Here is a 26,289-nt window from a genome sequence, read left to right as displayed (position 1 = left end):
TCTATTCGCCTCGGTAGGTGCATCCGGAGGTGCATGTTTCACGGACAGTGATGGCGGAGAGGCCGGGCAGGGTGAGGGCGAGGCGGTCCCAGATCCAGCGGGCGAGGTTCTCGCTGGTCGGGTTTTCGAGCCCGTCGATGTCGTTGAGGTAGTAGTGGTCGAGTTGTGTGTCGATGGGCTTGAATGCGCGCTTGATGTCGCCGAAGTCCATGACCCAGCCGGTGTCAGGGTCGATGGGGGCCTCGACGTGGACGGTGATTTTGTAGGAGTGGCCGTGCAGGCGGGCGCACTTGTGGCCTTCGGGTACGCGGGGGAGTCGGTGCGCAGCCTCGAAGGTGAATTCTCGGTAGATTTCCATTACTGAATCCCCAGGTATTTATGTGTTTGAAGGGAAAGTGTCCAGCGGGGGTTTTTCATGCAGTACTCGACTGCTGCCCGTGTGTGGGCTTCCCGGTGGGGGTCGTCGAGGGGCTGCAGTCTGAAGGTGCGAAATTCGAGGTCTTCGAACTGGTCGGGGTCACCGCCGGGCTGGGGGTAGACGAGTTTGAGTTCGTCACCCTGCATGAGGACGAGTTCGGAGCCGATTTTGGGGCTGACGCAGAGCCAGTCGATACCACGGGGGGCAGGGCGGGTTCCGTTGGTCTCGACCGCGATCTCGAAGCCGCGGTCGTGGAGGGCGTCGACGGCGTCCTCGTCGAGCTGCAGGAGGGGTTCTCCTCCTGTGCACACCACGAACCTGTGACCGCGGTCGGTGGAGGGCCAGGCGGCCTCGACGGCGTCGGCGAGGGCACTGGCGGTGGCGAACCGGCCGCCTCCCTCACCGTCGGTGCCGACGAAGTCGGTGTCGCAGAACTGGCAGACAGCCCGGGAACGGTCGCTTTCACGGCCGGTCCACAGATTGCACAGGGAGAAGCGGCAAAAGACAGCAGGGCGGCCGGCATGGGTTCCCTCGCCCTGGAGGGTGTAGAAGATCTCCTTGATCAGATAGGTCATGCTCAGGCGCTCTGGTACTGGATCGGGTCGGTCGCACCGGCCTCGGCGAAACCCTTCAGCCGCAGCAGGCAGGTGTCGCAGCGACCGCAGGCACGGCCCTGCTCGTCGGGGTCGTAGCAGGAGGAAGTCAGCGAGTAATCGACACCCAGACGCAGCCCTTCACGGACGATGCCTGCCTTGGACAGCGCGATCAGAGGGGAGTGGAGTGTGATCCGGGAGGTCCCTTCCACTCCGGCACGCGTGGCGAGGTTGGCCATGGTGGCAAAAGCGTCCATGTACTCGGGACGGCAGTCGGGGTAACCGCTGTAGTCGACAGCGGTGACACCGGTGAAGATGTCACTCGCACCCACCGTCTCAGCGAAGGCGAGCGCAAAGGACAGGAAGATCGTGTTCCGGGCCGGGACGTAGGTGATCGGCACACCACTGTCCTGGTTGTCCGCAAGCGTCTCGTACTTGGGCACCTCGATGTCCGCAGTCAGCGCGGAGCCGCCGAAGACCCGCAGATCGATGTCGGCAATCACATGCCGGGCCACCCCCTGCGCCTCGGCCACGCGCCGAGCTGCTTCCAACTCGACGCTGTGACGCTGACCGTAGCGGAAGCTGAGCGCATAAGGGGTGAACCCCTGCTCCCTGGCGATGGCCAGCACCGTCGTCGAGTCCAGGCCGCCGCTCAGCAGAACGATCGCGGGACGGTCCATAACGTCACTCCCTTGTCAAAGGTCCGGTTGCCTGCCCTGAGGCATGCGAAGCCTACCCCCCTAACCAGCCGCTACAGTAATCACAACTAGAGGCGAGTTACTGAAGGCGGGGTTCGAACCGGAGTGAACGAGTTGCCCATCGTGGTCACGTGCACGGACCGGAAGACCCATCCGCCCGACCCACTCCTGCAAGCACGCAACCTGCCCGACAGCGACACCGCCGCCCGTGTAAAACACTGGACCGACTGCCTGTCCGCAGCCCAAGGGCCCCGCCGGCCACTGGCAGATCTCTACCAGGGAGACCAGTGGCACCGGGCACAAGCCCTCGCCGGCGCAGCCGCCCGGGCAGGATTCATCCCACGGCTCCACGTAGCCTCCGCCGGCCTGGGACTGTCTCCAGTCTCCCGCCCCGCCCCCTCCTATTCGGCGACCTTCTCGCCGCGGCACTGCGATTCCGTGGCTTCCTCCAGCACAGGAACCGCCGACTGGTGGGATCATCTGCAGCACCGGCAAGGAACCACGGACCTCTCCCGCATCGCCGCACAGCACGGCGGCAGGATCCTGCTGGTCCTGTCGGAAACCTACGCCCAGGCTATGCACCGCGAACTCGCCGCTCTGACAACAGGCGGATACGACAGCGTCCTCATCGGCGGCGCCCGCGACATCGACGGGATCACCCGCATCCCGGCCAACAGCGGCCTGCGCCGCGCCCTAGGCGGCACGCTGACCAGCCTCAACACCCGAACCGCCGCCGCCTGGCTCGAAAACTGCACGCCCGGAACCCTTTTCACCCCCTCAGCCATGAACCGGTGGAACACCTGGGTGGAACAGACAGCGGTTCCGGAGACCTACGCCCGGACACCGATGACCGACGGCGAAGTGGTCGCCTTCATCAGAGAACAGTGCGCATCTGTCCACCCAGCCCCCTCCCGCACCCGCCTACTGCGCATGCTCCGGGCGGACGGCAAAGCATGCGAGCAGAAGCGTTTCGCAGACCTCTACACCAAGACAATGGAATGCAGATGACCTCCATCGTGCTCAAACGCCGGGCTCTGCGGATCGAGCAGCACCCCACGATCCCGCTGTATGTGTTCACCCTCGCGGCAGAAGAGGTGCACCAGGTCGCCGACGTCGCGCGGATCTCCCGGGACGAGGCAGGCAAGCTCATCGGCTACCAGCGTCCGGAGAAGAAGCAGCACGTCAAACAAATCCTCGAATACCTGGACGGTGACGAGGTCCTCTTTCCCAACGGGCTGATCCTGGCACTGCCCGCCAGCGTCCGGTTCAAGTCAAGCCCCGGCCCCGGCAGCAGCGACGGCCTGTGCACCTCCGGCACACTCGAGATCCCCCTGCCCGACTCTCCCGATGCCCCCCGGCCTGCCTGGATCGTCGACGGGCAGCAGCGCAGCCTGGCCCTGGCCAGGACCCGTAACACCCGGTTGGCCGTCACCATCGCCGGATTCGTCACCGAAGACCTCGAAACCCAGCGGGACCAGTTCCTGAGGGTCAACACCGTCTCCCCCCTGCCGACCAACCTGGTTACCGAACTCCTGCCGGAGGTCGGCACTCAACTGCCGACCAAACTGTCCGCCCGTAAACTCCCCTCCGTCCTGGTCGAGGCCCTCAACCACGACAAGGACTCGCCTTTCCGGGGACTGGTACGACGCCCCTCCACCACGGCGGAACAAAAAGCCGACACGGTCGTCACCGACAACAGCCTGACCACTGCCATCCAGGAATCTCTCAACTCTCCCTCAGGCGTCTTCTTCCCCTACAAGAACCTTTCCAGCGGAACCGTCGACACCGCAAGCATCCGACAGATTCTCATCATCTACTGGACAGCTGTGCGTGACACCTTCCCCGACGCCTGGGGCCTGCCGGCCACCCGCAGCAGACTCATGCACGGCGTCGGGATCCGCTCCATGGGGCGCCTCATGGACCGCGTGATGATGGCGATAGACCCCGCCTCCCCCCACGCACTCGACCAGGCGAAAGCCGAACTGGCCTTCATCGCCCCGCACTGCCACTGGACACACGGCCGCTGGCCCGACCTGAACACCCCCTGGAACGAACTGCAGAACAACCCCCGTCACATCAGCACCCTGTCGAACTACCTTCTTCGCACCTATGTCCAGGAAAAGGCAAAGCCGCGTGAAATTCTACTTCCCTGACAGCCAGGATCAGGTGAGCCCCACCTACGACTTCATCAACGATGAATACCTGCCTCACCGGGTGCGCCAGCGGGACGACGTATACGCCCACCAGATCGTCACCCCCGTCCCTTATGATGGAATACTCGTCAGCAAGGCAGTGGTCGATGGTTCAATGAAAGGCGCCGGGAAATACTCGGCACCTCAGCGGGAACGCCTCTACCGCCTCGGTGTGAGGAAATTCCTCCGCCTTCCGCGAGAATGCTCCACCATCGGAGACTGCGGTGCCTTCAACTATATTGAAGAAGAACGACCCCCTTACAAAGTCCCCGAGGTCATCGATTTTTACGAGCAGTGTGGATTCGATGCCGGAATCAGCATAGACCATATCATCTTCGGATACATTCCCGAAGAATCCGACGAGCATCCGGAACCCGCATGGAAGAAGCGCCAGGAAATCTCCCTGGAACTCGCCGAAGAATTCATTAAATCCGTCAAAAGCTCAGGAACGCCGTTCGAACCCGTCGGCGCTGCGCAAGGATGGGGACCGGCCAGTTATGCCCACAGCGTCCAGGAACTGCAGAAAATGGGCTACCAGCGCATCGCTCTAGGCGGCATGGTCCCCCTCAAGTCACACGAGATCCTCGCCTGCCTCCGCGCCATCGACCCCATCCGCAACCTCCACACCCAGTTCCACCTCCTCGGCATCAACCGCGTCGATAGCATGGAACAGTTCGCCCGCCACGGCGTGACCAGCTTCGACAGCACCTCGGTTTTCCGCCAGGCATTCATGGACGACCGCCACAACTACCACACAGCAACCGACACCTACACCGCCATCCGCGTACCCCAGGTCGACGGAAACCCCGCCCTCAAACGCCTCATCCTCTCAGGAACCGTATCCCAGGCCGAAGCCATCACGGCAGAACGCAACTGCCTGCGCGCCCTCCGCGAATACGACCGCGAAGAAATCCCCATCGAAGAAGTCGTAGCAGCCCTCGAAGAATACGAAGCCCTCGTACTCGGGCCAAAAAAGAAGAGCTACATCCCCCACTACCGGCGCACACTCGCTGACGCACCATGGAAGAAATGTCCATGCGTGCTGTGCGAAAAGCATAAAATTGAGATCGCCGTATTCAGGGGAACCGAGCGAAATAAGCGTCGAGGATTCCATAATCTCACCGTCCTCGAAACGAAAATGCGCTCCCTCGCCTTCGGCTAAAATAGACCGCCACTCTTATAAAACATGTCAGGAAACCTCATGGCCGACCGATACGAACTCAGGCTGCCGGCACTCGAAGTCCACCAGGGCGACAAGAAGATCTACTGCTTCGCCGTAGACGGCAAGAAGATCCACAGCTTCGCCGCCGTCTCCCGCGTCCGACGCGACGACACCAGCAACCTCCAGGGCTACCAGCGCCCCGAAGTCCTCAGCCACATCCGAGGCATCCGCCGCTACCTCGAGTCCGAGGGCGCCATGCTCCCCAACGCCCTGGTACTGGCCTTCGACGAAAACGTCCGCTTCGAGAGCGCCACCCGCTCAAGCGTCGGCTACTCCGTCCCGGGCGAACTGATCATCCCGGTCGACGAATCCCTCCCCGACACCGAAAAGCCCGCCCTCATCGTCGACGGACAGCAGCGCAGCGCCGCCATCCGCGACGCAGACCTGGCCGAGTTCCCCGTCGCCGCCGTCGGCTTCATCGCCGACAATCAGGAAGACCAGCGCTCCCAGTTCATCCTGGTCAACTCCACCAAGCCGCTGCCCAAGGGCCTCATCCACGAACTCCTCCCGGAAACCAGCGGCCACCTCCCGCCCGCCTACGTCCGCAAGCGCCTCCCCGCCCAGTTGATGACCCGCCTCAACACCGACGGCGACGGCCCGTTCTTCGGCCGCATTGACAGCCCCACCTCACCCGACGGCAACATCAAGGACACCAGCATCCTGCGCATGCTGGAACACAGCCTCTTCGAAGGCGCCCTCTACCAGTACCGCAACCCCGAAGACGGCACCGGCGACGTCGACCGCATGCTCAAGCACCTGCGGTCCTTCTGGACCATCGTCAAGGAAACCTACAGCGACGCCTGGAAACTCGCGCCCCGCCAGTCCCGTCTCACCCACGGCGTCGGCATCCAGGCACTCGGCTTCGTCATGGACACCCTCACCGACGACATGCCCGCCGAAGAGGTCGACTGCGAAGAAGTCCGCAACGCCATCCTCGGCCTCATGCCCATCACCGCCTGGACCTCCGGCATGTGGCGCTTCCCCGACGGAGAACAGCGCCGCTGGAACGGCCTGCAGAACACCCCCAACGACGTCCGCCTCCTCACCAACCTCCTCGTCCGCGCCGTCCGGGGCTGACCTCTACGTACCACGCTCCTTCCCGGGGGAAGGCCCCCGGGCCTCAGGGGGCCTTCCGTACCGGACAGCCCCCGCTAAGGAAGCTCCGGCAGGGTGCCGAACGGCGCCCTGCGTACCCTGAGTCTCCTGCCGGCAGCACCTACCCTGCGACGGGCGAAGGGCCGCTGGCGGTCCTTCGGTCGGGCTTCATACGCAGCAGGCACGGCAACGCGGGCGCAGGGACCCGCCGGTGGGCGGCAGACCTGATGGCAGGTGCGGGAGCAATGCACTGTGCTCAAAACCTGCCTGCCCCCGCGGCAACATCCGAGGTGAGGATCCCCTGCCGTTGGCAGTTCAGCCGTACTACAGACAAGGACCGTCACCCGCCTCGGGCAGGAAGCCGCCTCCAGCCAGAACCCTGGTGAACCCGAAAGCCCGGACGGTGCACCCGCCGACAGCCAAACCAGGGCCCTGCGCCACGTCCACGAGATGCCGCCGCACCCTCCTTCCAGAATTGACGCGCTCATGTCATAGATGCGTCGAGCTGTCGCGCACCCGTTCGGCAATGACTGCTTACGTGTGGCGCGACGAGTTGACCGCGCTGACTGCATACAGTATGAACACACACAGTCATGATCCCTGGTGGCTCGCCCCAAGCGGTGTGCGCTCCAACTGTGCGATGTGACGAACTGGCGAAACGTCATCGAGGGGAATGGGGACGCGGAAGGGGAGCGATTCCCTGGCGGCGCAGCGGGGTTCGTACGCGATTGCTGCCGCGGGACTGCGCTGCAGCGGGCGTTGTCACAGGTGCCGTCTACGCTGCCGGTAGCTAGATGTGAACGCCTTGCGAAGGAAGAGCAATGTCAGGGCTGAGGGTGGGGGATTTTGTTCGTTTTTCTGGCTCCCCGGGGGTGGGGCGCGTCTCGACGGTCGAGGACACGACCGTCCAGGTCGACTTCTTTGAGTCGGTAGCAGAACCTGTCGCGCACACACAGCGCATCGCCGCACACCGGTGCACGCCGGTGGTCCTCGCGGAAGAGACCCGCGTCTACCGGCGTGACCCCAGCACGGGCGTGTGGCTCGTAGGGCGAGTTCGTGGCAACGGGCCGGGCGTGTACTACGTCCAGTTCCCCAACCACCCCGATGTGCACCTGCCGGTACGCGCATCGGAACTGTACGTCCGCCAGGACGGTCCAGTGAAAAACCCTGTGGCCACCCTGGGAGCCGGCGGGAACGAGTCCGGCTACTACCACGATGCTCGCCTGCCGATGCTGCACAGCCTCATCGCCCAGCGGGGCGCAAGCGCGAGCATCTCCAGCCTGCTGTCCTCGGCGGTAGAGATCTACCCACACCAGGTACAGGCGTCCCTGACTATCCTGTCTGACCCTGTCCAGCGCTATCTGCTCGCCGACGAGGTAGGACTCGGCAAGACCGTCCAAGCCGGCTACGTCATCCGCCAGACCCTCATCGACAACCCGCAGGCACGCGTCGTCGTCCTCGCGCCGCCGCCCCTGGTGAGGCAATGGCGCAGCGAAATGCTCGAGAAGTTCTTCATCGACGACTTCCCCGAAGCCCACATCACCTTCACTTCCCACGACGCTCCCCATAAATGGTCCGCTTACACCCACGCCGACCTGCTCGTCGTGGACGAAGCGCACCTCCTCGTCCACGACATCGACGACCCCATGCAGGCCCCCTACCGCGAACTGTCCACGGTCGCCCACACCGCCACTCGCCTGCTGCTGCTGTCCGCTACCCCGGTCACCTCCCACTACACCACCCACCTCGGACTGCTCCACCTCCTGGACAAGAACCTCTACCGGTGGGAGGACCGCGCCAGCTTCGAGGAGCGCTACCGAAAGCGGGCAGAACTCGCAGACGGCGTCTTCCAGCTTGACGCCTACTTTCCCAATCTGTTGCCCGGCAGCATGAACACCCTGCGCGGACTGCTGCCGCGCGATGAGCACTTCGAGAACCTGGCCGCCGGCGTCCTGGCACTGCTTACCGACGAAGACGAACTCGCAGACGAAGACCAGGCGGGCGAACTCGAACTACGCGTCGAAACACTCAGGGCTCACCTCAGCGAGACCTACCGCCTGCACCGCCGGGTCATCCGGCACCGCCGTGCCTCAGTGCTCCGCGACGACGAAGAGACCGAACTCGTCCCCTACGAGGTAAGAGGACGTGTTAGGCCCCGCCTGCTCGCAGTGGACAGCGAAGAACACCACCTGGGCCAGGACCTGCTCTTGCAGTGGCGCACGCTCATTGCCGACCACCTGCTGGACACCGAAGCAGACCCGGCCCAGTACACCGCCTACGCCATGGCTCTGGCCGTTCTTGTCTCCCGCGCCGGAGGCCTGGCGCAAGACCTGCTGTCCGCACTGCGCTGGCGCACTCACCACGACCAGGAGGCTGCCGACAAAGCCGGGCTCACTCAGCGCGAGCAAAATCTCCTCAGCGCCCCCCCGGTCCTTTCCCACGAGCACGCCCTGGGGGAGACCTACAGCAACCGCTGTGCCGAGCAGCCCCCCGACCAAGCCCCCCAGGCTCTGGCCCAGGCACTGCTGCCGCAGTTGCGCCCGGCAACCAGGGCAGTGATTTTCTGCGGCCCGGGAACTGCAGCTGCTGAGGTAGCCAAAGCGCTGAACCTTCAGGCACCCGCCGCTGTGGTGGGTCTACACACCACAGCAGTGGGACCGGATGCCTGCGAGCAGGCCGTGCGCAGTTGGCGTACCGCACCGGACGCTGCGCGCTGTCAGGTGCTCGTCACCGACGTTTCGGCTGAGGATGGGCTGAACCTGCAGATCGCCGACACCGTGGTGCACGTCCGGCTGCCCTGGTCGCCCAACCGTCTGGAGCAGCGCATCGGGCGAGTCGACCGCTACCGCGGAGTGGAATCGCTGCGCCAAAACCAGCCCGCCCGTCAGTTCCGTATCGGGGATAGGGAAGGAAACGAGGCGTACTGCGGAGCCTGGGCCGCCCTCCTTCATGACGGATACAGCCTGTTCACCGACTCGGTCTCCACGCTGCAGGACACGATCGACGAAGGCGTGAGCAGAGTGTGGCAGGCGGCATTGGTCGACGGCCCCGCTGGACTGACCTCCCTTGCCCCCATCGTGCAGGAGGAACTGCGCCGGGCCAAACGGGACATCGACACCATGGACATGCTGGAGTCCATCCACGCGACCTCCGAACATGCCCGCCAGACCACCGCCGCCCTCGACCGCCTGGAACAAGACTGGCGTTCCCTCCAATCAAGCCTGGTGCGCTACGCCGACGACAGCAACGGCGGCCTGCGCTTCCGCCACGCCTTGCACACCACGGCCGGCCACCAGCGTGACCAGTTCGATGTCGGTTCATCCAAACCGCTGATCGACCCGCGCCGCTATAAGGCAGCAGCCGAGCGCATCCACCCCCACATGTCCCAGGGCGTTTTCAACCGGTCTACTGCCCTGCGTGCGCAGGGAACTCGGCTTTTCCGCCAGGGAAATCCCTTCGTCGACATGCTTGCCGACATCGTCTTTGCTGACGAACGTGGCCAGGCAACTGCCTTTCGCCGGTTCGATCGGGCTTGCCAGGGAGACGACGAGGCATACTTCGGGTTCGAGTTCCTCGTAGAAGCCGACATCGCTGCCGCCCTGCGGCGCTTCGAAGACGCCCCCCAGACGAGGAACGCCCTGCGGCGCCAGGCCGACCGCCTGCTCGCACCGTTTACCCGTAAAGTCTGGGTTCCGGCCGGACGTCGTGAAGTCATCGTCGATCCCACGACCTGTTCTTGGCTGGACGCTCCCTATGGCAGGTCAGGGGACCAGAACTACAACTTCAAGAACCACAGCGAACTCATCGCTGTCTTCGGCGGTTGGTCCGACTACCGCCAGGCGGCAACGGACGCGGAGAAGACGGCCCGCTCCCACCTGGTGCAGGCCACTGACCTCACGGCCCGATGCAGCCAGGCCCAGCAGCAGGCACTACAGGAACTCGCCGTCGCCACAGCGCAAGCCCAGGCCCGGCGTGCCGCAGGCCACCTCCTGGGCGACGTGGAAAGTTACCTGACGGACGTGGCCGTGACACAGGACCTCACCCAGGCGCTGAGCCATCCGGCCGTGAGGGTCGTCGCTGCTACCTGCCTTGTCCGCGGCGGATTCAGGCAGGTGACCTCGTGATCGATCTATGGACCCGAACCCAAGCACTGTTCACGGCATGGCCACAGGTACCGGCAACCGGTGCGACAGCAACCCTGCGGCGCCTGGAAGATGCCCTGGCTGCGCAGGCGGCGGGCCACGCACAGGCAGCCGGCTGGCGCGACATCGCTGCCCTGACCCGCCAGGTGCTGCTGGAAGCAGCTGCCCGGGGCAACAACACCGGCCTTGAAGTTCCCCTGGACCCATTGCTGCCCAGCAGGCAGCAGTGGGAGTCGATGGCCTGCAGGACTCTGCCGACCTCACGCGGGCTGCGGATCTTTGCCCTGCCCTGGCATCCGAGGGCCCGCACGCCCCAGGCCATGGAAGCCGCCAGCAAAGACCTGGAACAGATCTTCCTCGGAGCAGACTCACCCCAGCGCCGCCACCTCGAACCACAGCCGGCCGACCCCTACTGGATCGAAGCCCTCGGATACCAGCAGTACGTCTCCGTCGGCCAGCAGCAGGCCGCCCGCACCGTTGCACTTGCCCCGCCCGGCAGCACAACGATCGTGTGTCTGCCCACCGGCCACGGCAAAACAGCCGTGGTCCAGGCATCAGCCCTGCTCGCCGGAGCCCGCGGGGGAGTGTCAGTAGTCGTCGTCCCCACCGTCATCCTCGCCCTGGACATGGAGGCCCGGACACAGCGCCTCCTCGCCAGCCAGGGACGCCACAGCCCCACCGGCCGCTACGCCTACACCGGAGGCATGGAGGAGGACACCAAAAAGAAGATCTGCGACGATATTCGCACCGGCCGCCAGCGCCTGTTGTTCACCTCCCCCGAAGCAGTGGTGACAGCTCTCAAAAAGCCCCTGGAAGATGCCGCAGAGGCAGGGCTGCTGCAGTACTTCGTCATCGACGAAGCCCACCTGGTCGAACATTGGGGCACCGGTTTTCGACCTGAGTTCCAGACCATGGCAAGCCACCGCCGCACCTGGCTGCGCAAGGCCCCTGCCGGGCAGGCCCCCGTGACAGTGGCAATGAGTGCCACCCTCACACAGCAGCAGGTCACCCTCCTGGAACAGCTCTTTTCCGAAGCAGGCCAGGCAGAGGTGGTGTGGGCGTCACAACTGCGTCACGAGCCGAGCTACTACGTCGATTTCTGCCCCGACGCCTCAAGTCGGCACGACGCCGTCATCGACGCCATCGCGATGCTGCCGCGGCCGATGGTGCTATACACCACACAGGTAAAAGACGCTCTCGCCTGGGCCGACCGTCTGCTCAGCGCCGGCTTCCAGCGCGTCATCCACGTCACCGGAAAGTCGAGCGACGACCAGCGCCGCACCGCCCTGGAAGGCTGGTCGGGCACCACACCCGACGGCCCGGTCCGCACCCAGTTCGATGTGGTCGTCGGCACCTCAGCCTTCGGCCTGGGCGTTGACCTCACAGAGGTACGCACGGTGATCCACGCCTGCCTCCCCGAGACAACCGACCGTTACTACCAGGAGGTCGGCCGTGCGGGGCGTGACGGAAACCCCTGCATCGCCTACATGGCCACCGCACCAGAAGACCAAAGAATCGCTGAGACCCTCAACCGTAGCCCGCAACTGACCGCAGAACGCGCCTGGGACCGGTGGCGCGCCATGTGGCTCAGCCGTGCAGCCACCCCCAGCGGAGCCCACAGGATCAGCCTCGAGGCACTCCCCGCCGACATGTCCGAGGGGTACGGCCAGCACCGCACGTGGAACGAGCGCATCCTCAACCTCATGGTCAGAGCCGGTCTCATCACGGTGACGGTCCCTGAACCCCCGCAGCGTGAAGACGACGAAACCGAAAAAGCATGGCAGGACCGTTCAAGTGCCTTCTATGAGGTGCTGGGCAAACAATTCGACATCTCCCTTCTTGACGGCCAGACCAACGACCGCCCCTACTTCCTGGAACACTTCAACCAGATCCGCCAGCAGATCATCGCCGATCAGCACACCGCAGCCGGACGCCTGCAGGCCATCTTGCGCAGCGACCGCTGCTGGGCCCAGGCACTGGCCGAGCACTACCGCATAAGCCACCGCGGCGGAACCCTCCCCACCGCAGTCACCTGCCGAGGGTGCCCGCCCTGCCGTAAAGACGGACCCCCCGCTGACCCGGCCGAGGGCTACTACCACCTCGCCGTCGAGCCAGCCCCCCTCGTACGGGCCTGGCCAGCTCTCCAAAACGACCCGTTGCGGCGTTTCCGGGGCGACGCGTCATCCCTGTCCATCTACTGGGAGACCGAACGCGAGTTCAACGACCTCGTCCCCGACCTCCTTGAACGCCTGGCAGCAAGAGGGATGCCCGTCATAGGAGGCCCAGGACTCAGCCGGATCAACTCCCGGCGGCTGCAACGCGATGTCCGCCCCCGTCCCGTCATCCTTGACACCGATGAAGAACTCCTCGGCTACTACAGCAATCCCATGATCTGGGTTCTCAGTCCGTCCGCCTCCTGCATGGACGATGACCTGGCCATGAGGTTCGAATCCCAGGATGTAACGTACGTGCTGCATCCACGGTCCCTGGCGCACCCGGATCGCCCCGACACCCCCCTTGTTGCAATCCATCGCGCCCACTTGTGGGTGCGCACTGCCCTGGAGTCGTTGTAATGCCCCTGTTGCTTGCGGAGTCCACGATCCCTCCCTTCATGTGGGCAGTCGTTCGCCTCCTGGCCGCAGAGGGAAAACCGCTGCCCGCAGAACGCGCCCAAGCACTGCTATCCCCTGCCTCCTTGGGCGAGGGAGAAAACAAGGCCTTCAGGTATGCCATGCGTGACCTTCTCGACCTGAGGATGGTCACAGAAGACAATGGGGTGATCACGCTGGATGGTCACGCTCGCAACGTCAACCACGAGGACTTTGCCTCCTTCAGTGCCGCCTTGCGCCAGTCAGTGCTGGACCGCGACCTGAACGCCGGACTCACCGACGAATCAGCCCAGCCCGGGCCTGTCGACCTCACCCGCACCCTTGCGGTGTTCCTGTCCATGGATCCGCTGGGCCCCCCCGTCACCTGGGACGTCATCCAAGTCGGGCAGTCCACGGGCCTCAGCCCCGAAGCCAGCGCCGCCTCACGCAACGACACCCGGTGGAACCGCTTTGCCCACTGGGCTCCCGCACTGGGACTGGCCGCACAACCACTGATCCCCAGCAGCGGACAAGGACCACTGACCCCCGACTGCACCATGGCCGTGAAACAGACAGTGAACCAACTGTGGTCCATCGGACAGCGGATCAATGCGGTCGAAGCCGTCCACGCCCTGCGCACCGCTTTGCCCGTACTCCCCGGCGGACAGTACGCCAACGCGCTGGGCATTGCCGACCCAGGAAGCCAGTCCGCCGGACCTGCCCTGTCCTTCGCCCTCCTGCGGGGCGAAGACGAAGGCTGGCTGACCATGCAGCAAGACGCCGACGCCCAGCGCATCTTGACCCTCCACGACCCTGACCGGCCTTCCCACTACGTGTCCGACATCGTCATCTCGAAGGACCCCCATGGCTGACCTCCGCGGCTTTCTGTGCTGGACACCCCACACGGCAGCGACCACCATCAACACCGAGGCAGTCAGCCCCTCCCGCGCAGTGTTCCTGGCAACGCACGCACCCTTGCGTATCCGCCGTGCCAGCCTGGACGGCCGTGCTCTCCTGTCCGACGGGCCCCTCATCGATGAAGAAACGGTGCTGAAGGACTTCCTGCAGCTCAAGTCCGACACCGGCGCCTTGCTGCTGCCGATCGTGGGCGACTCCGGCACCGGAAAGTCCCACCTCGTGCGCTGGGTCCGCGAAAAACTGCCGGCTTCCGACAAGCGGAAAGTCATCTACCTCGAAAAGGCCAAGACAAGCCTACGCGCGGTGATCGACGCCCTGCTTGCCGACGCCGCAGACGGCACCCTGGCCAAGCTGCGCGCCGACATCCATCAGTTCACCGACAGCGTGGACGCCCCCACCCTCAGCCGACGGCTGGTCAACGCCCTCAGCGAAAGCCTGGCCGCCACCACGGTACGAGACGTCCCCCCGCATGCACGCCCCTTGGCCGGCCCCCGCGGGCTGACCGTCGTGCTGCAAGACCCCCACGTGAGCGCCTTCATGCTCGCCCCGGGCAAGTTCATTCCCGACCTGGCCGGACAACTGCTGCACGACCGCGCCGACGGCGAGCCGGAACGCGCCATGGCGTTCACCGAAGAAGACCTGCCCACCGATATCCTGGATCTCAACAAAGCCGCTCAGGTCACCTTCAAGCTGATCCGCGCCATTGCGGGAAGCCCGCAACTGCAACAGGCTGCCGTCGAACTGCTGAACCAGCACCTTGAGGCCGCCGTCAAGAGCGTGGCCAACCTGGGAGCAGGACGGCTCCAGGACGCGATGCTCCAGGTCCGCGAAGAGTACGCCCGCAAGGGGCAAGAGATCATCTTGCTCATCGAGGACTTCGCGCTCATCCAGGGCGTCCAAAAAGATCTCCTTGACGCCGTCATCGAAGCCGCCAACCGCAACGGAACCTCCAAACTGGCCCCGATCCGCACGCTCATGGCGGTCACGACGGGCTACTTCACCGAACTTCCGGAAACCGCGCTCACCCGCGTCCGTGCCACCGCCGGCTACGTCTACAGCCTCAACGTCCCCTTCACCCACGACGACCAGGGCGAAACCGAAATTACCTCCTTCGCCGGCCGGTACCTCAACGCCGCACGCATCGGACGCGAAGCACTCGAGGAAGTCGGCGACAAGGACCTGCCCAACGCCTGTGACACCTGCCCCGTCACCGCCCGTTGCCACGAACAGTTCGGCGTCAGCACCGAGGGCTACGGCCTCTACCCCTTCAACCCCGCTGCGCTAATCAGGACCATCCACTCCACCGCACCCCGCAAGGACCCCTACGCTTTCGTCCCGCGGACCGTGCTCGGCAGCGTGATCCGTCCCGTCCTCGTCGACCAGGCAACAGCACTTCAGGAGGGGACCTTCCCCGACGCTCGCTTCCGCGCACAGTTCCCCACCGCAGAAGTCGACGTCCCGCTGTCCGCCGCAGTACAGGAAATCGTCGAGACAGAAGACCCCCTCGACGCCGAGCGCCGCAAGACCGTTCTGGAATTTTGGGGAGACGCCCCCGAACACGCCGGCGCGCTACCTGCCGGCGTCATCGAAGCCCTCGCGCTCGAGTCCCGCACCTTCTCCGGCGATACGACTACCACCTCCACTCAGTCGCAGACCAGGGTCAGGAAGACCACCACCGCACCCGCCTCCAGCCCTAGAGCCACTGCCCCCCGCGCCCCGCAGGCAGAGCCCGCAGATGAGGGTCTGCCGCCATCCCTGAAAGCCAAACTCGACACCGTCGAAGGCTGGCTCACCCGCGACCAGGTCCTCCTGCAGGCCATCGCGAGCGAGTTGCGTACGGTGATGGCCACCGCCGTCGTCCAGCGCTACCGCTGGAATGACCCTTTGATGCTGGAACAGAACCAGGTAACCATCCGCGCAGCCTGGCCGTTCAAGGCCCGTACCGTCTCCATCGAAAACGCTATGGGCGAAAACGACCAGGGCGCAGCCACCGCACCGATCCGCATCAAGAAAACAGCACGAAACAGCCGCTACCTGCGCAGCATGCTGCTGCTGAAGAACGGCCTGCCCGCCCAGCGCGCCGAACACGTACGCCGCCTGAGCACCGAAGCAGACCGTCATGCCGTCTCTCTCACGGCTGCGCTGCAAAAAAACCTGCAGATCACGGACGATGACCTGGTGATGGGCTTGCGCGCCTCGGTCATCGGCGCCGCCCTGGCAGGACAGGCATGGCCCGGCATGGAAGAAACGGAACTGCTGGCGGCGGCCTTCGCCGACGGACGGTCCTGGTCACGCCAGGACCCTGCAGTGCGCCACCCTTCCTGGACCCGGGCACTGGAATCCCACCTGGAAAACCGACAGCCGCTCATCGGTCAACTCCGCATGAGTCTGGGCATCGCCCAGGGGGCCGGACAGCCCCGCATGATCGATGCCGCTCGTGCGCTGCCCCTGCTGCGCCAGGCGACCCAGCAGTGGGACTGGCAGGTCACGGTGGCTGAAGTACCTGAATGGGTCAAGCCCGCTGTGAAGCTGTTCGCCGTCTGGACAGACCTGGTCGAAACCCAGAACACCCTCCTGCGCGACAGGATGCAGGAACTGCGCCAGGTCCACCCCCGCGGCACCACAGCAGCCCAGGTTCAGGCGGCCGTACGCGACGCACTGACAGCAGCCGAACAAGCCAGCATTCCGATCTCCATGGACACCCGCACCCAGATCACCACCCTCCTGCACCGCTCTCAGGACGTCGACTGGAAGGTCCTCAACCACATTGAGGACGACCTCCACAAGATCGAGGCCTCTGACACGTCTCCAGCAGCGCGCCACGCAGCCAGCATCACGGCAGCCGTCCGCGACCGGGGAGCCGCCCTGCCTGTAGTCCGTGCACTGCTGCTGGCCAGCGACACCTGGCTAACTGCTGCCCTGAGACATGCAGCATCCCGTACGAACACCCACGGCGATGAAGCCGCACGAGGCGTCCAAGAACTTCTGACCGAGTGGCAGGCACTGAGCGCGCCGGCACAGGCCAAGGAGGAGGAAAAGTGAGCGAGCAACTGTCTGTCCTGCACAAGGCAGAGCGTCTTCAGGCAGAAGCACGCCGCCTCAACGAAGGTGAAAAAGGCGCGGAGGAAGCCCGGCGCATCAGCGAACGAATCAGCACGCTGCGCCTCCAACTCGGCCTACTGCAGCAGCACATTCGCACGGCCCGCGCCCTGATGGCACAGTCTGAAGGGCCTGACATCGATCTGTCCGGCATCGACGCAGGACAGGCAGCCTTCGCCCGCCAGTGCCAGGCAGGTCTGCCCCCCAACCAATCGTTTACCCGCGCTACCCAGGCAGTCCAGAAGGTCGCCGACCGCATCGCCCAAGACAGCCTCGAGGCCTGGCGCACCTGGACACAAGAGCGGCTCCAAGCCCTCGAACTTGCCCGGCAGGTCATGCTCTCCCTGAACGACCAAGCCCGCGCCAAGGCGCTTCACCAAGAACTCACCAAGACAGCCCGCAGTACCACCGTCGCCCTCCCCGCGATCACCTTGTTCGGCAACGCCTACGCAGAACTGGCCGAACTGCTCCGCACCGCACCCCCACCGCCCGAAGGACTGAAGAACCTACTGGACCGCCTGGCCTCAGTCACAGCACTGCCGCTGAGCGACATCACCGACGCAGAGATCGCACTGCTGCGCCAGGCCTCGCTCGACACCGACCTGGAACTCCGCAGGAGGCGGGCATGATCACACCTGTCCTCGCGCGCTTCTACAACCAGGTCCTCAACGACCTCGAAGACAGAGAACTGCCTCTTTTGTCCTGGGGCATCAGCGACGGAGCCCTCAGCGAAGAAGAAGCCCTCGACATCATCGAGCATGCCCTGCTCAGCGCCCCGGAGGAAGCAGCAGGCAAACGCAGCGAAGACCTGCTGTATGAGTTCCGCGATCGCGCCTGGCTATTCAAAGTCCCCGACACCTCCCCGCCGCAGTACCGCACCCGCCTGGCAGAGTCCGTACGGCTTGCTGCGCAACTGCGGCAGCTTTTCCCCTGGCATGGCCGCAACGATGCTCCTCAGTGGTGGCACAACAGCAAGCGGCTCGTGGCTGACTACCGCCTGCACACCGCGCCGCGCCGCTACCCCCAGCGCAACATTCCTGCTGCCACCGCCCTGAAGGAGTTCGCCGAACTCGACGGCTGGGGCCCTTTGCAGCACCAGATAGCCCACGCCCACATCGGCCCCCATGCCCTTGCCCGCTTCCAGTCCGATGCCACCGCAGCAGTAACCAGCGCACTTCACCGACGCCACTCCAGTGGCATCATCGTCGGAGCAGGAACCGGCAGCGGCAAAACACTCTCGTTCTACCTGCCGGCCTTCGCCGCCATGGCAGAAAACGCCCGCCCCCGCAGCTTCCGCCTGCACACGCTGGCCCTGTACCCGCGCAAAGAACTGCTCCGCGACCAACTGCGCGACGCACTGGCAACCGCCCACACGCTGGCGCCCGCCCTGACGAGCACCGGCCGCAGGCCGTTCCGACTCGGCGCCCTGTACGGGGACACTCCCTGGGACCACAACGACAAGCGGCTCAAACCAGATTCCACCAGCCGCACAGCCTGGAGGCGGACCCGTAACGGTGCGATCTGCCCCTACCTGACCTGCCCGGCATGCGAGCGCGGTGAACTGCTCTGGCGCGACACTGACCGCGACAACAAACGAGAGCTGCTGACCTGCCTTAACGATAAGTGCCGGGCAACGATCCCTGAGGGCTACCTGGCCCTGACCCGACAGTCTCAGCAGGACACCCCGCCCGACCTGCTGTTCACCACCACGGAGATGCTCAACCGCTATAGCACCGGAGGTGGACTGAGCCGCCTGCTGGGCTGGCAGGGTGGCGCGGTTCCCCGTCTCGTCCTGCTCGACGAGGTCCACACCTACTCCGGCATCCATGGAGCGCAGACAGCATTGCTGCTGCGCCGCTGGCAGCATGCCGTCAGCAAACCGGTTACCTTCGTCGGTCTGAGCGCCACCCTGCGCGACGCCGGCTCGTTCTTCGCCCGTCTGGTGGGCCTGCGCGACAACCATGTCGAGTACATCCACCCCGCCGACACCAGCATGGAAGAAGAAGGGCGCGAATACGCCCTCGCCCTGCGCGGTGACCCCATCGCCGGCAGCAGCCTGCTGTCAGCCTCCATCCAAACCGCCATGCTCTTCGGACGCGTACTGGACCTTGAACAAGACGCAGCCCTGTACGGGTCGACCGGCTTCCTGTTCACCGACGACCTAGACGTCACCAACCGCTTCTACGACGACCTGCGCGACGCCGAAGGCGGCCAGAACCGCTTCGGACGGCCCGGAAAAAAGATGCCCCTGGCAGCATTGCGCGCCCCGGCCCGCTCCCAGTACCAGGCCCGCTACCGCGACGGCCAATCGTGGGACCTGACGGAGAAGATCGGACACGTCCTTGCACCAGGAACAGGCAGCCATGCGCTGCGGATCGCCCGCACCTCATCCCAAGACGTGGGCGTCGACCTGCAGGCCAACCTGACCGTGGCGACCGCATCGCTCGAAGTCGGCTTCAACGACCCCCGCGTCGGCCTGGTCCTGCAGCACAAGGCCCCGCACGACGCAGCGGCCTTCATCCAGCGACGTGGCCGCGCCGGCCGTCAGCGCGCCATGCGCCCCCTGACCGTCATCACCCTGTCCGACTACGGCCGCGACCGGCTGGCCTACCAGGCCTACGAAACCCTCTTCCAGCCCGAAGTCCCCGCACGCCACCTCCCCGTGTACAACCGCTTCATCATCAAGATCCAAGGAGCCCAGGCGCTGCTGGACTGGGCAGGACGTAAAACGCGTTCCCGCCGCCTCTGGGCAGACCCCCGAAGCCTGCTGACCGCGCCCTACGCCAAAGACGACAACACCGCCAAGGCCTCCCGCCTGGCTCTGGCAGAGATCCTGCAGGGCTTGCTGACCGATTCAAGCCTCCAAGACGACTTGGCACGTCATCTCAAAGCAGCACTGCAGTTGAACGCCGATGAAGTCCAAGCTCTGCTCTGGGAGGAGCCGCGCTCCCTGTTGCTGAGCGTGGTGCCTACCGCCGTACGCCGACTGCAGAGCAACTGGCAAACCCTGCAGGAGAAAGACCCGGGTGCCGAGCCCCAGTCCATGCTTCCCGAGTTCGTCACCCGCGCACTGTTCGACGCCTTGAACGTGCCCGAAGTCGGACTGATCCTCCCCTTTACACCCCCCACGTCCGCTGCTGGTAAAACCGACCAGGACAACACCGACGAACTGCTGCCCATCGCCAGAGCCCTACGCGAAGCCGTACCCGGCAGAATCAGCCGCCGTTACGGGCACCAGCACGACGACCACCGCACCTGGCTCCCCATCCCCCCGGTGGGGCAAAACACCCTCGAACTCGACACCAGTCTGGTGCCCGCCTCGACCTCCGAAGGCCAGTGGCACCCCCGTGGCCAGCACCCCGCAGGCTTCACCGTCCTACGCCCCCACCGCCTGCAACTGGCAAAACCCCCGCAGGACGTTGCCGACCGGTCGCAAGGCTTTCCCCAGTGGGCCTCCCAACTGGTCGTCGAAGCCGGAAACCAGCCCCTGTCCGCCGACGTGCCCAGCCCCTCGCCGTGGCAACGCCACATCACGGCAGTGGGCTTCGCCACCCACGCCCAGGGCAATCCCATCGAAATGCGCCGCATGACTACAGGCTCGCGTTTCGAGGTGAGCTACGACGCCGGCACCACCGACGCCCGCACCATCCACTACACCCTCAACGGGCAGCCGGCCGCCCTCGGCTTCCGGCTCAACGTCGACGCAGCCCGCTTCACCCTCAGCCCCCTCGACACCACCCAGTCCGAGATCACCCGCTATCTCACCTCACCCCAGTGGCGCACCCTGGCCTTCTTCCAGGCCGTAGCAGACGACCCCGCGCTGGGCGAAGTAACCAACCAGTTCCAGCGCGGATGGCTGGCCCTGGTCTACCTGACGTCGTTCTCCCTCAAAGGCCTTACCGACACCCACCCCACTCCCGCCGGTATCCGGGCCACCCTCGCCAGCGGCACATGGCGCGATGACCTCTCAGAGATCCTCTCCGTGCTCTACCGCGACGACCCCACCAGCCCCTCCGCACAGAGTAACGACCGCCTCATCGGCACATTGACGGAACTGAGCCAGCAGCCCACCGTCATCGACGCCCTGGACCGAGCAGGCCAACTCCTGGTCGCCGACGACATCGCCGACCGCAGCACCGCCCTGGCACAACGCGCCTACACCGACACCATGGCAGCCGCTATCCTCGCCGCTGCCCTGCGGGCCTGCCCCGACGCCCAAGACGGCGACCTCATCGTTGACGTCGTCCCCCCCACCACCAACGGCCAGCCCTCCACGATCTGGCTCAGCGAAACATCCATCGGCGGACTCGGCGTCATCGAGCAACTCACCCGCTACTACTGCGAAGACCCCCGCCGCTTCTGGCGCCTGGTCGAGACCGCCCTCACCCCCAACGACTACGAGTACGTCGACACGACTGTCACCCGACTCCTGCACCACGTCACAGCCGAACCCACCGGTGATGCAGCACGCGCTATGGCAGCCCTGCGAACCCGCACCTCAGCCGCTGACACCAGCCAGGCACTCACAGACCTCCGTGACGCCTGGAACCGTCTCGACGGCCCCCCACGGCACAGCGCCGTAGCGGCACTCGCCACCCGCCTGCTGCGCCCCGGCAGCACTCCTGCCACCGACGCCAGCGCCCGGGCGCTGATCGAAGGATGGCAGGCTCTGGAAGATCGCCTGGGTGTAGAAGTCGATGCCCGGGTCATCGCCTACGCCGTCGGATCCGGCCGCCTGTCCACTGGCCCCGGCCCGCGACTGACAGCAGACCAGGCCTTCAGCCTGCTGTGGCCGCGCGGACGCGACGCACGCAACCACCACCTTCAGCACTACCAGCCCTACCTTGAGAGCCCCCCTGTCATCGACCGTCTTCTCGCAGCCGTGGCACACGACGAACAACTGCCGCGCATCGACGTCACCCAAGAAGGCTGGGAACAGCAGTACCAGGCAGCAATCGCCCAGCACGCCGCCGTGGAACTGACCGCCGACACCCAGGCCACCGCTGCGCTGTCCGACGCCATCGCCCGCGTACCGGCCCTCACCGTGGACCGCGATGTACTGCGCCTGTTCGGCGAAATGCAAGGCGTACGACGAGACGGCCAGCACTGGCACGTACGCGTCGACATCCGGGAGGCGACCCAGTGACCTACCTCGAACGCTCCTTGCGCACCGGAGGGCACACCGGCATACACGCCGATACGATCCTTGCAACAGCCCTCCTCGGCGAACTCCTCTACCCCGGACCCGTGATGTGGCTCGTATCGCCCTGGATCAGCGATGTGAAGATCCTGGACAACAGCCACGGAACATACGACGACCTCTTCCCCGACAACCCGCCCACCACCTGCTCGCTGTCGGACCTACTCGCCAGAATCGTCAGCTCGGGCACCTACCTCACCGTGGTGACCAGACCCGACACCCACAACGCCCCGTTCCTCGGACGCCTGAGCCGCCTGACCAGGAACGGAAACCTCCGCATCGTGCAAGATCCCGCGATCCATGAAAAAACCATGTGCGGCCGGGACTGGCTGCTCACAGGATCCATGAACTTCACGCTACGCGGACTGCTGGAGAACGACGAAGCAGTGACCTACAAGGTCGGCGGCAGCGACGCATCACAAGCCCGCCTCGAACTTGCCCACCGATGGAAGGAACACCAGTGACCAGTGGCCAGGGAGCTCCTGCCGAGGCATCTCAGGACCTCAGGGACTTCCTGCAGCGTTTTTTCGGCCCCGGCAACGACGCATGGCCCGGCATGGACCCCGAGCCTCGCAAAGGGGACCGCGTCCGCCCCTTCGTGGAACTGCTCAGCCCCGGCAGCGACATCCCTGTTGTTCTTCCGCGCTACCAGCAAAGCCAGGACCGCTACGCCATCTACGTCATCACCCGTGACGAGGCACACGCAGCGCTCACCGGCAACATCATTACCGCCTTCGCCGGACCGACCTACCTCACCAACGCCGCCGTACGCCCAAGCACGCTGGACGCCAACGACCCCATCGAAGCAGCCGTCCTGGACTTCGCCGGATCCGCAACCACCTTCCGCCTCGAAACGCACCCGCACCGCCGCTACCGCCAGCGGCTCACCGACGTCGCCCTCCTCATGCAGCGCACCCTGGCAAGCCGACCTGCCCGGCTATGGAAAACAGCCAAACCCACGGGAAGACTGCTAGCCGAGTTCGATGCCGCCCTGGCAGCCGGCGGACAGGGCGCATCCCACGCCGTTTTGGAGCAACTGGCAGGCCAAGGACGCATCACTGCCACCAACCTCGCCCACCTGCACATCAAACGGCTCTCCCGGCTGGGGCTTCACCGCGAACTACTCGGCTACCCCGGCCTTAACGACGTCCTGCGCCAAGACCCGCCAGCCCCCGTGAAGGAAGCCGTGCTCAACGCTGCCTTCACCTGCGATCTGGAAGAACCGCTGAGCAACGGCGACCTGCCGACCGCGCAAGAGGCTCTGCATGACCGAGGGCTCCTCGCCCTCACCCCGTTCGAGCACGCCATGGAGTCCTACTCCACACAAGCCCTCAGCGTCCTGCTCCTGGCAGCCGTAACACGCGAAAACCACAAGAGCATCCAACGCATCTTCGCTGCCCTCCCCAGCACCCCATCCCCCCACACCCTCCCACGAGCCCTCACAGAAGCCGCAAAGGCTTTCACAACACCACAAAACCCTCCTCGGTCGGCAGACCTGCCTCCCCAGGAAAGCAGCAGCCACCAGCCGGAGACCCAAGCCCCCACCACCACTGACCCGGAAGACCAGCGCCCGGCTTCATGGCCGGAACTGATACAAGCAATCGCCAACGGCTACGACGACCTGACGGACATCCTGGAACAGGAAGCCTGGACCACCTGGCCCTCACCAGCCGCAGACGACCGGCAGATCACTGCTCTGCTCGAAGCCCTCCACGACCACGGCCAGAGCCAGATCTGGCGCTGCGTGGGAGCCTTCATCGAAAGCATCGGCTACGACCAACCCGCACCACTGAGCGCCCGAGCCCTGATCACCTGCGCCCTGGCATACGACATGCTCGGCCCCGGTGACCTGATCGCTTTGCAGGCATTGACCGAGATCGTGCTGCGCTCCAGCCCCTCCGCCAACCTCTACAGCCAACTGCTCGGCGAACTTGCCGACACCTGCGATCGCTGGGTCGCCCCCGAACGAGCATCCATTGCGCTGGACTTCGCCGACCGCCTGGTCATGGAAGCGTCCCCCAACCCCAGCGCACGTGAAAGCCTCGCCCTCGCACTGCTCCTTCCCCTGTCCATACACCAAGGGCGCCTGGACCCCGCCGATCTTGCCATGGCGCGCCGTTTGTCCGCGGAGCTCGGCCTCGAACTGGACTGGCCCGACCAGCCCACCGATACACAACAGCAAGACACCGCAGTCGCACTACACAACACGAACGGACTCAACCTGCTGCTGTACTCACTCGACCAACGAGTGCTGGACCGCGTCGGCGACGCACTGCAGCAACTCGCCCCTGGCATCAAAGTCGTTCTCGCGCACGACAGTGTCGCAAGTCCGCAACTACGGCAAAAAGCCCGCCAGGCCGATGTGGCCGTACTGGCCACGCGCTGTGCCAAACACGCTGCCACTGGCTTCATCACTCAGCACGCAAAAACGGCAGTCATCGACTACGCCGACGGCAGTGGATCAGCCTCCTTGCTGCGCGCTGCGGTACATGGCCTGCTCAAGAAAGCGCAGGGTGACTGAAACCCAGGCTCCCCTTCAGCTCTCCTGGCACATCGCAATGTGGCGGTATGCAGAAATCGTGTATGCCGTCATATTGCAACCATTACATGGATACACGCCCTCATCTCGTCTCTGTTCCGAAGGTATTGTCGGTGTGCAGGAACTGGGGCATGAGGTAACGGCCGAGGTGGGGCTCGCGTCTCCCTGCGCGACCGATACGTAAGCCAGGATGGGCAATCCGTTGGCTCCCGGCAGAGCATTCCTCTTGGAACCCCGCCTTTCCCGGCCCACACGAATCGGACCTGTGAGTCCCCCCTTCTTTCCTGACGCGGCGGAGTCTAGGGCGGCGCGGGAGATGTCTGAGAGGTCGGCTCTGTCGAGACGGTGGAGGAACCCCTCGTACAGCAGGCTTCAGATGCCCGTAAGCGCTGATGGCGCTCTGTGAAACCGGCTCTGACCGGAGTTCCGTGAATCCCCAGGTCAGTCCGTGCGCAGGAACGTTCTGGCAGGGGATCTCTCGGTTGTGGGGGTCTGCTCACTGGAAGATGTGCTGTTCCCAGAAATCGATGTGCGGCTGGAGCGAGTGGACTCCAGCGTGGATGCCCTGCTCGTGGTGGCAGCGGCATGCGGACCGCCTCCGCGGTGTCCGGGCTGCCGCGCTCTTGCTCGACGCGTGCACTCGTCATAAGAACGCGGCTTGGCCGAGCGGCCCCTGGCAGGAAAGAAGTTGGAGGTCATGCTGCGGGTGCGACGGTTCTTCTGCGAGCGTGCCTCTTGCCGCAAGAAGACCTTCGTTGAGCAGGTCAGCGGGCTGAGTGAACGCTATCGCCGCTCCAGTCTCGGCCTGAAGGAGTGGCTCCACGCGGTTGCGGTCGAGTTCGGAGGCCGGGCCGGTGAACGGCTGTGTCGCCGACTGCACCTCGCCGCAGGCCGCAGCCGACTCCTTGGATTGCTGGAATCACCACCCGTTCCGGATCGAGCCCCGCGCGTGCTCGGTGTGGACGAGTTCGCCTTCCGCAAGGGCCACACCTACGGAACCCTCCTCGTCGACGTGGAGGCCGGCCGGGTCGTCGATGTTCTGCCCGACCGGACCTCGGAGACGTTCGCCCACTGGCTGCGCGAACACCCCGGCGCCGAGATCGTCTGTCGTGACCGCGCATCCGCCTGCTCCCGCGCGGTCAAAGAGGCTGCGCCGCACGCCCTCGAAGTAGCGGACCGCTGGCACCTGCTGCAGAACCTGGCTTCCGCGGTCGAGAGGACATGTCACCAGCACCGCGCCTGCCTGCGAAAACGTGCCGACGAAGAGACCGGCGGTCTTCCCGAGGCGCCACCGCTGATGGAACTCCCGATGCACGAGTTTCCCCGGACACAGATCATCGAGCGGACCCGGCACCGGCACGCGGACATTCAGCGGCTCGTCGCTGCGGGCTGGACGATCAGCGCCATCGCCCGCCGCCTGAATCTCGACGGCAAGACCGTACGACGCTTCCGAGATACCGACCTCAACGAGCTGCTCGCCTCCGCCCACGAATGCCGACCGGCGGGAGTGCTGGAACCGTTCAAGCCTTACCTCAACACCCGATTCACCGAGTCGCTCGGACAAGGTCAGCGGTAGCCGTCTCTT

The 26,289-nt window shown here is 65.1% G+C and carries 16 protein-coding genes; 13 read left to right on the top strand and 3 right to left on the bottom strand.

Translation table 11 applies throughout. The features are described 5' to 3' along the window. Position 1: 1 nt before the first annotated feature. The 3 genes from queD to queC are packed head-to-tail and all read right to left on the bottom strand — an operon-like array spanning position 2 to position 1,691. Positions 2–358: a 6-carboxytetrahydropterin synthase QueD gene (gene queD / locus ACFXMG_RS00295; protein WP_383822499.1), complete on the bottom strand. Its 357-nt coding sequence runs from the start codon at positions 356–358 to the stop codon at positions 2–4. Further along, positions 358–993: a 7-carboxy-7-deazaguanine synthase gene (queE, locus tag ACFXMG_RS00290; RefSeq protein ID WP_383822502.1), complete on the bottom strand. Its 636-nt coding sequence runs from the start codon at positions 991–993 to the stop codon at positions 358–360. Before queE ends, queD begins: the two co-directional genes overlap by 1 nt. A 2-nt stretch (positions 994–995) precedes the next feature. Beyond that, entirely contained in the window at positions 996–1,691 is a 696-nt protein-coding gene (gene queC / locus ACFXMG_RS00285) for a 7-cyano-7-deazaguanine synthase QueC (protein ID WP_383822504.1), read from the bottom strand. A 456-nt stretch (positions 1,692–2,147) separates the two neighbouring features. Between queC and ACFXMG_RS00280 the strand changes: the two genes are divergently transcribed. The 13 genes from ACFXMG_RS00280 (at position 2,148) to ACFXMG_RS00220 (ending at position 26,280) form a co-directional block, all read left to right on the top strand. Beyond that, positions 2,148–2,717: a hypothetical protein gene (locus ACFXMG_RS00280; RefSeq protein ID WP_383822507.1), complete on the top strand. Its 570-nt coding sequence runs from the start codon at positions 2,148–2,150 to the stop codon at positions 2,715–2,717. After that, positions 2,714–3,862, top strand: coding sequence for a DGQHR domain-containing protein DpdB (gene dbpB / locus ACFXMG_RS00275; RefSeq protein ID WP_383822510.1), 1,149 nt, complete (start codon positions 2,714–2,716; stop codon positions 3,860–3,862). The genes ACFXMG_RS00280 and dbpB (ACFXMG_RS00275) overlap by 4 nt, the downstream gene beginning before the upstream one ends. Beyond that, a complete protein-coding gene (dpdA, locus tag ACFXMG_RS00270; protein ID WP_383822513.1) occupies positions 3,843–5,063 on the top strand; it encodes a tRNA-guanine transglycosylase DpdA in 1,221 nt (406 codons plus the stop codon). Before dbpB (ACFXMG_RS00275) ends, dpdA begins: the two co-directional genes overlap by 20 nt. A gap of 39 nt (positions 5,064–5,102) precedes the next feature. Continuing rightward, entirely contained in the window at positions 5,103–6,200 is a 1,098-nt protein-coding gene (gene dbpB / locus ACFXMG_RS00265; protein WP_383822516.1) for a DGQHR domain-containing protein DpdB, read from the top strand. A gap of 839 nt (positions 6,201–7,039) precedes the next feature. Then, the gene (gene dpdE, locus ACFXMG_RS00260) at positions 7,040–10,342 is read left to right on the top strand and encodes a protein DpdE (RefSeq protein WP_383822519.1); all 3,303 of its coding nucleotides are present in this window, start codon (positions 7,040–7,042) and stop codon (positions 10,340–10,342) included. Beyond that, on the top strand, positions 10,339–12,933 hold the full coding sequence (gene dpdF / locus ACFXMG_RS00255; RefSeq protein ID WP_383822521.1) for a protein DpdF: 2,595 nt from the start codon (positions 10,339–10,341) through the stop codon (positions 12,931–12,933). The genes dpdE and dpdF overlap by 4 nt, the downstream gene beginning before the upstream one ends. Then, on the top strand, positions 12,933–13,820 hold the full coding sequence (gene dpdG, locus ACFXMG_RS00250) for a protein DpdG (RefSeq protein ID WP_384119439.1): 888 nt from the start codon (positions 12,933–12,935) through the stop codon (positions 13,818–13,820). The genes dpdF and dpdG overlap by 1 nt, the downstream gene beginning before the upstream one ends. After that, the gene (gene dpdH / locus ACFXMG_RS00245; RefSeq protein WP_383822524.1) at positions 13,813–16,908 is read left to right on the top strand and encodes a protein DpdH; all 3,096 of its coding nucleotides are present in this window, start codon (positions 13,813–13,815) and stop codon (positions 16,906–16,908) included. The genes dpdG and dpdH overlap by 8 nt, the downstream gene beginning before the upstream one ends. Beyond that, complete coding sequence (locus ACFXMG_RS00240) at positions 16,905–17,594, top strand: hypothetical protein (protein WP_383822527.1); 690 nt, start codon at positions 16,905–16,907, stop codon at positions 17,592–17,594. Before dpdH ends, ACFXMG_RS00240 begins: the two co-directional genes overlap by 4 nt. Beyond that, positions 17,591–22,111, top strand: coding sequence for a protein DpdJ (gene dpdJ / locus ACFXMG_RS00235; protein ID WP_383822529.1), 4,521 nt, complete (start codon positions 17,591–17,593; stop codon positions 22,109–22,111). The genes ACFXMG_RS00240 and dpdJ overlap by 4 nt, the downstream gene beginning before the upstream one ends. Next, a complete protein-coding gene (gene dpdK, locus ACFXMG_RS00230) occupies positions 22,108–22,629 on the top strand; it encodes a phospholipase D-like domain-containing protein DpdK (RefSeq protein WP_383822532.1) in 522 nt (173 codons plus the stop codon). The genes dpdJ and dpdK overlap by 4 nt, the downstream gene beginning before the upstream one ends. Beyond that, positions 22,626–24,686 carry a protein DpdD gene (gene dpdD, locus ACFXMG_RS00225; protein ID WP_383822534.1) on the top strand — a complete coding sequence of 687 codons (2,061 nt, stop codon included), beginning with the start codon at positions 22,626–22,628 and terminating at the stop codon, positions 24,684–24,686. The genes dpdK and dpdD overlap by 4 nt, the downstream gene beginning before the upstream one ends. 676 nt (positions 24,687–25,362) lie before the next feature. Beyond that, on the top strand, positions 25,363–26,280 hold the full coding sequence (locus ACFXMG_RS00220) for a transposase (protein WP_383822537.1): 918 nt from the start codon (positions 25,363–25,365) through the stop codon (positions 26,278–26,280). The last annotated feature ends 9 nt before the right edge of the window (positions 26,281–26,289 follow it).

Origin of the sequence: Streptomyces sp. NPDC059201, from assembly GCF_042754585.1 — a bacterium.
GTDB lineage: Bacteria > Actinomycetota > Actinomycetes > Streptomycetales > Streptomycetaceae > Streptomyces.
This window is presented reverse-complemented; position numbering and strand designations above follow the sequence as displayed.

Excerpts from the sequence above, each read along its gene's own strand:
- queD (WP_383822499.1), bottom strand. The coding sequence starts at position 358 with ATGGAAATCTACCGAGAATTCACCTTCGAGGCTGCGCACCGACTCCCC.
- queE (WP_383822502.1), bottom strand. The coding sequence starts at position 993 with ATGACCTATCTGATCAAGGAGATCTTCTACACCCTCCAGGGCGAGGGA.
- queC (WP_383822504.1), bottom strand. The coding sequence starts at position 1,691 with ATGGACCGTCCCGCGATCGTTCTGCTGAGCGGCGGCCTGGACTCGACG.
- dbpB (WP_383822510.1), top strand. The coding sequence starts at position 2,714 with ATGACCTCCATCGTGCTCAAACGCCGGGCTCTGCGGATCGAGCAGCAC.
- dbpB (WP_383822516.1), top strand. The coding sequence starts at position 5,103 with ATGGCCGACCGATACGAACTCAGGCTGCCGGCACTCGAAGTCCACCAG.
- dpdE (WP_383822519.1), top strand. The coding sequence starts at position 7,040 with ATGTCAGGGCTGAGGGTGGGGGATTTTGTTCGTTTTTCTGGCTCCCCG.
- dpdG (WP_384119439.1), top strand. The coding sequence starts at position 12,933 with ATGCCCCTGTTGCTTGCGGAGTCCACGATCCCTCCCTTCATGTGGGCA.
- dpdH (WP_383822524.1), top strand. The coding sequence starts at position 13,813 with ATGGCTGACCTCCGCGGCTTTCTGTGCTGGACACCCCACACGGCAGCG.
- dpdJ (WP_383822529.1), top strand. The coding sequence starts at position 17,591 with ATGATCACACCTGTCCTCGCGCGCTTCTACAACCAGGTCCTCAACGAC.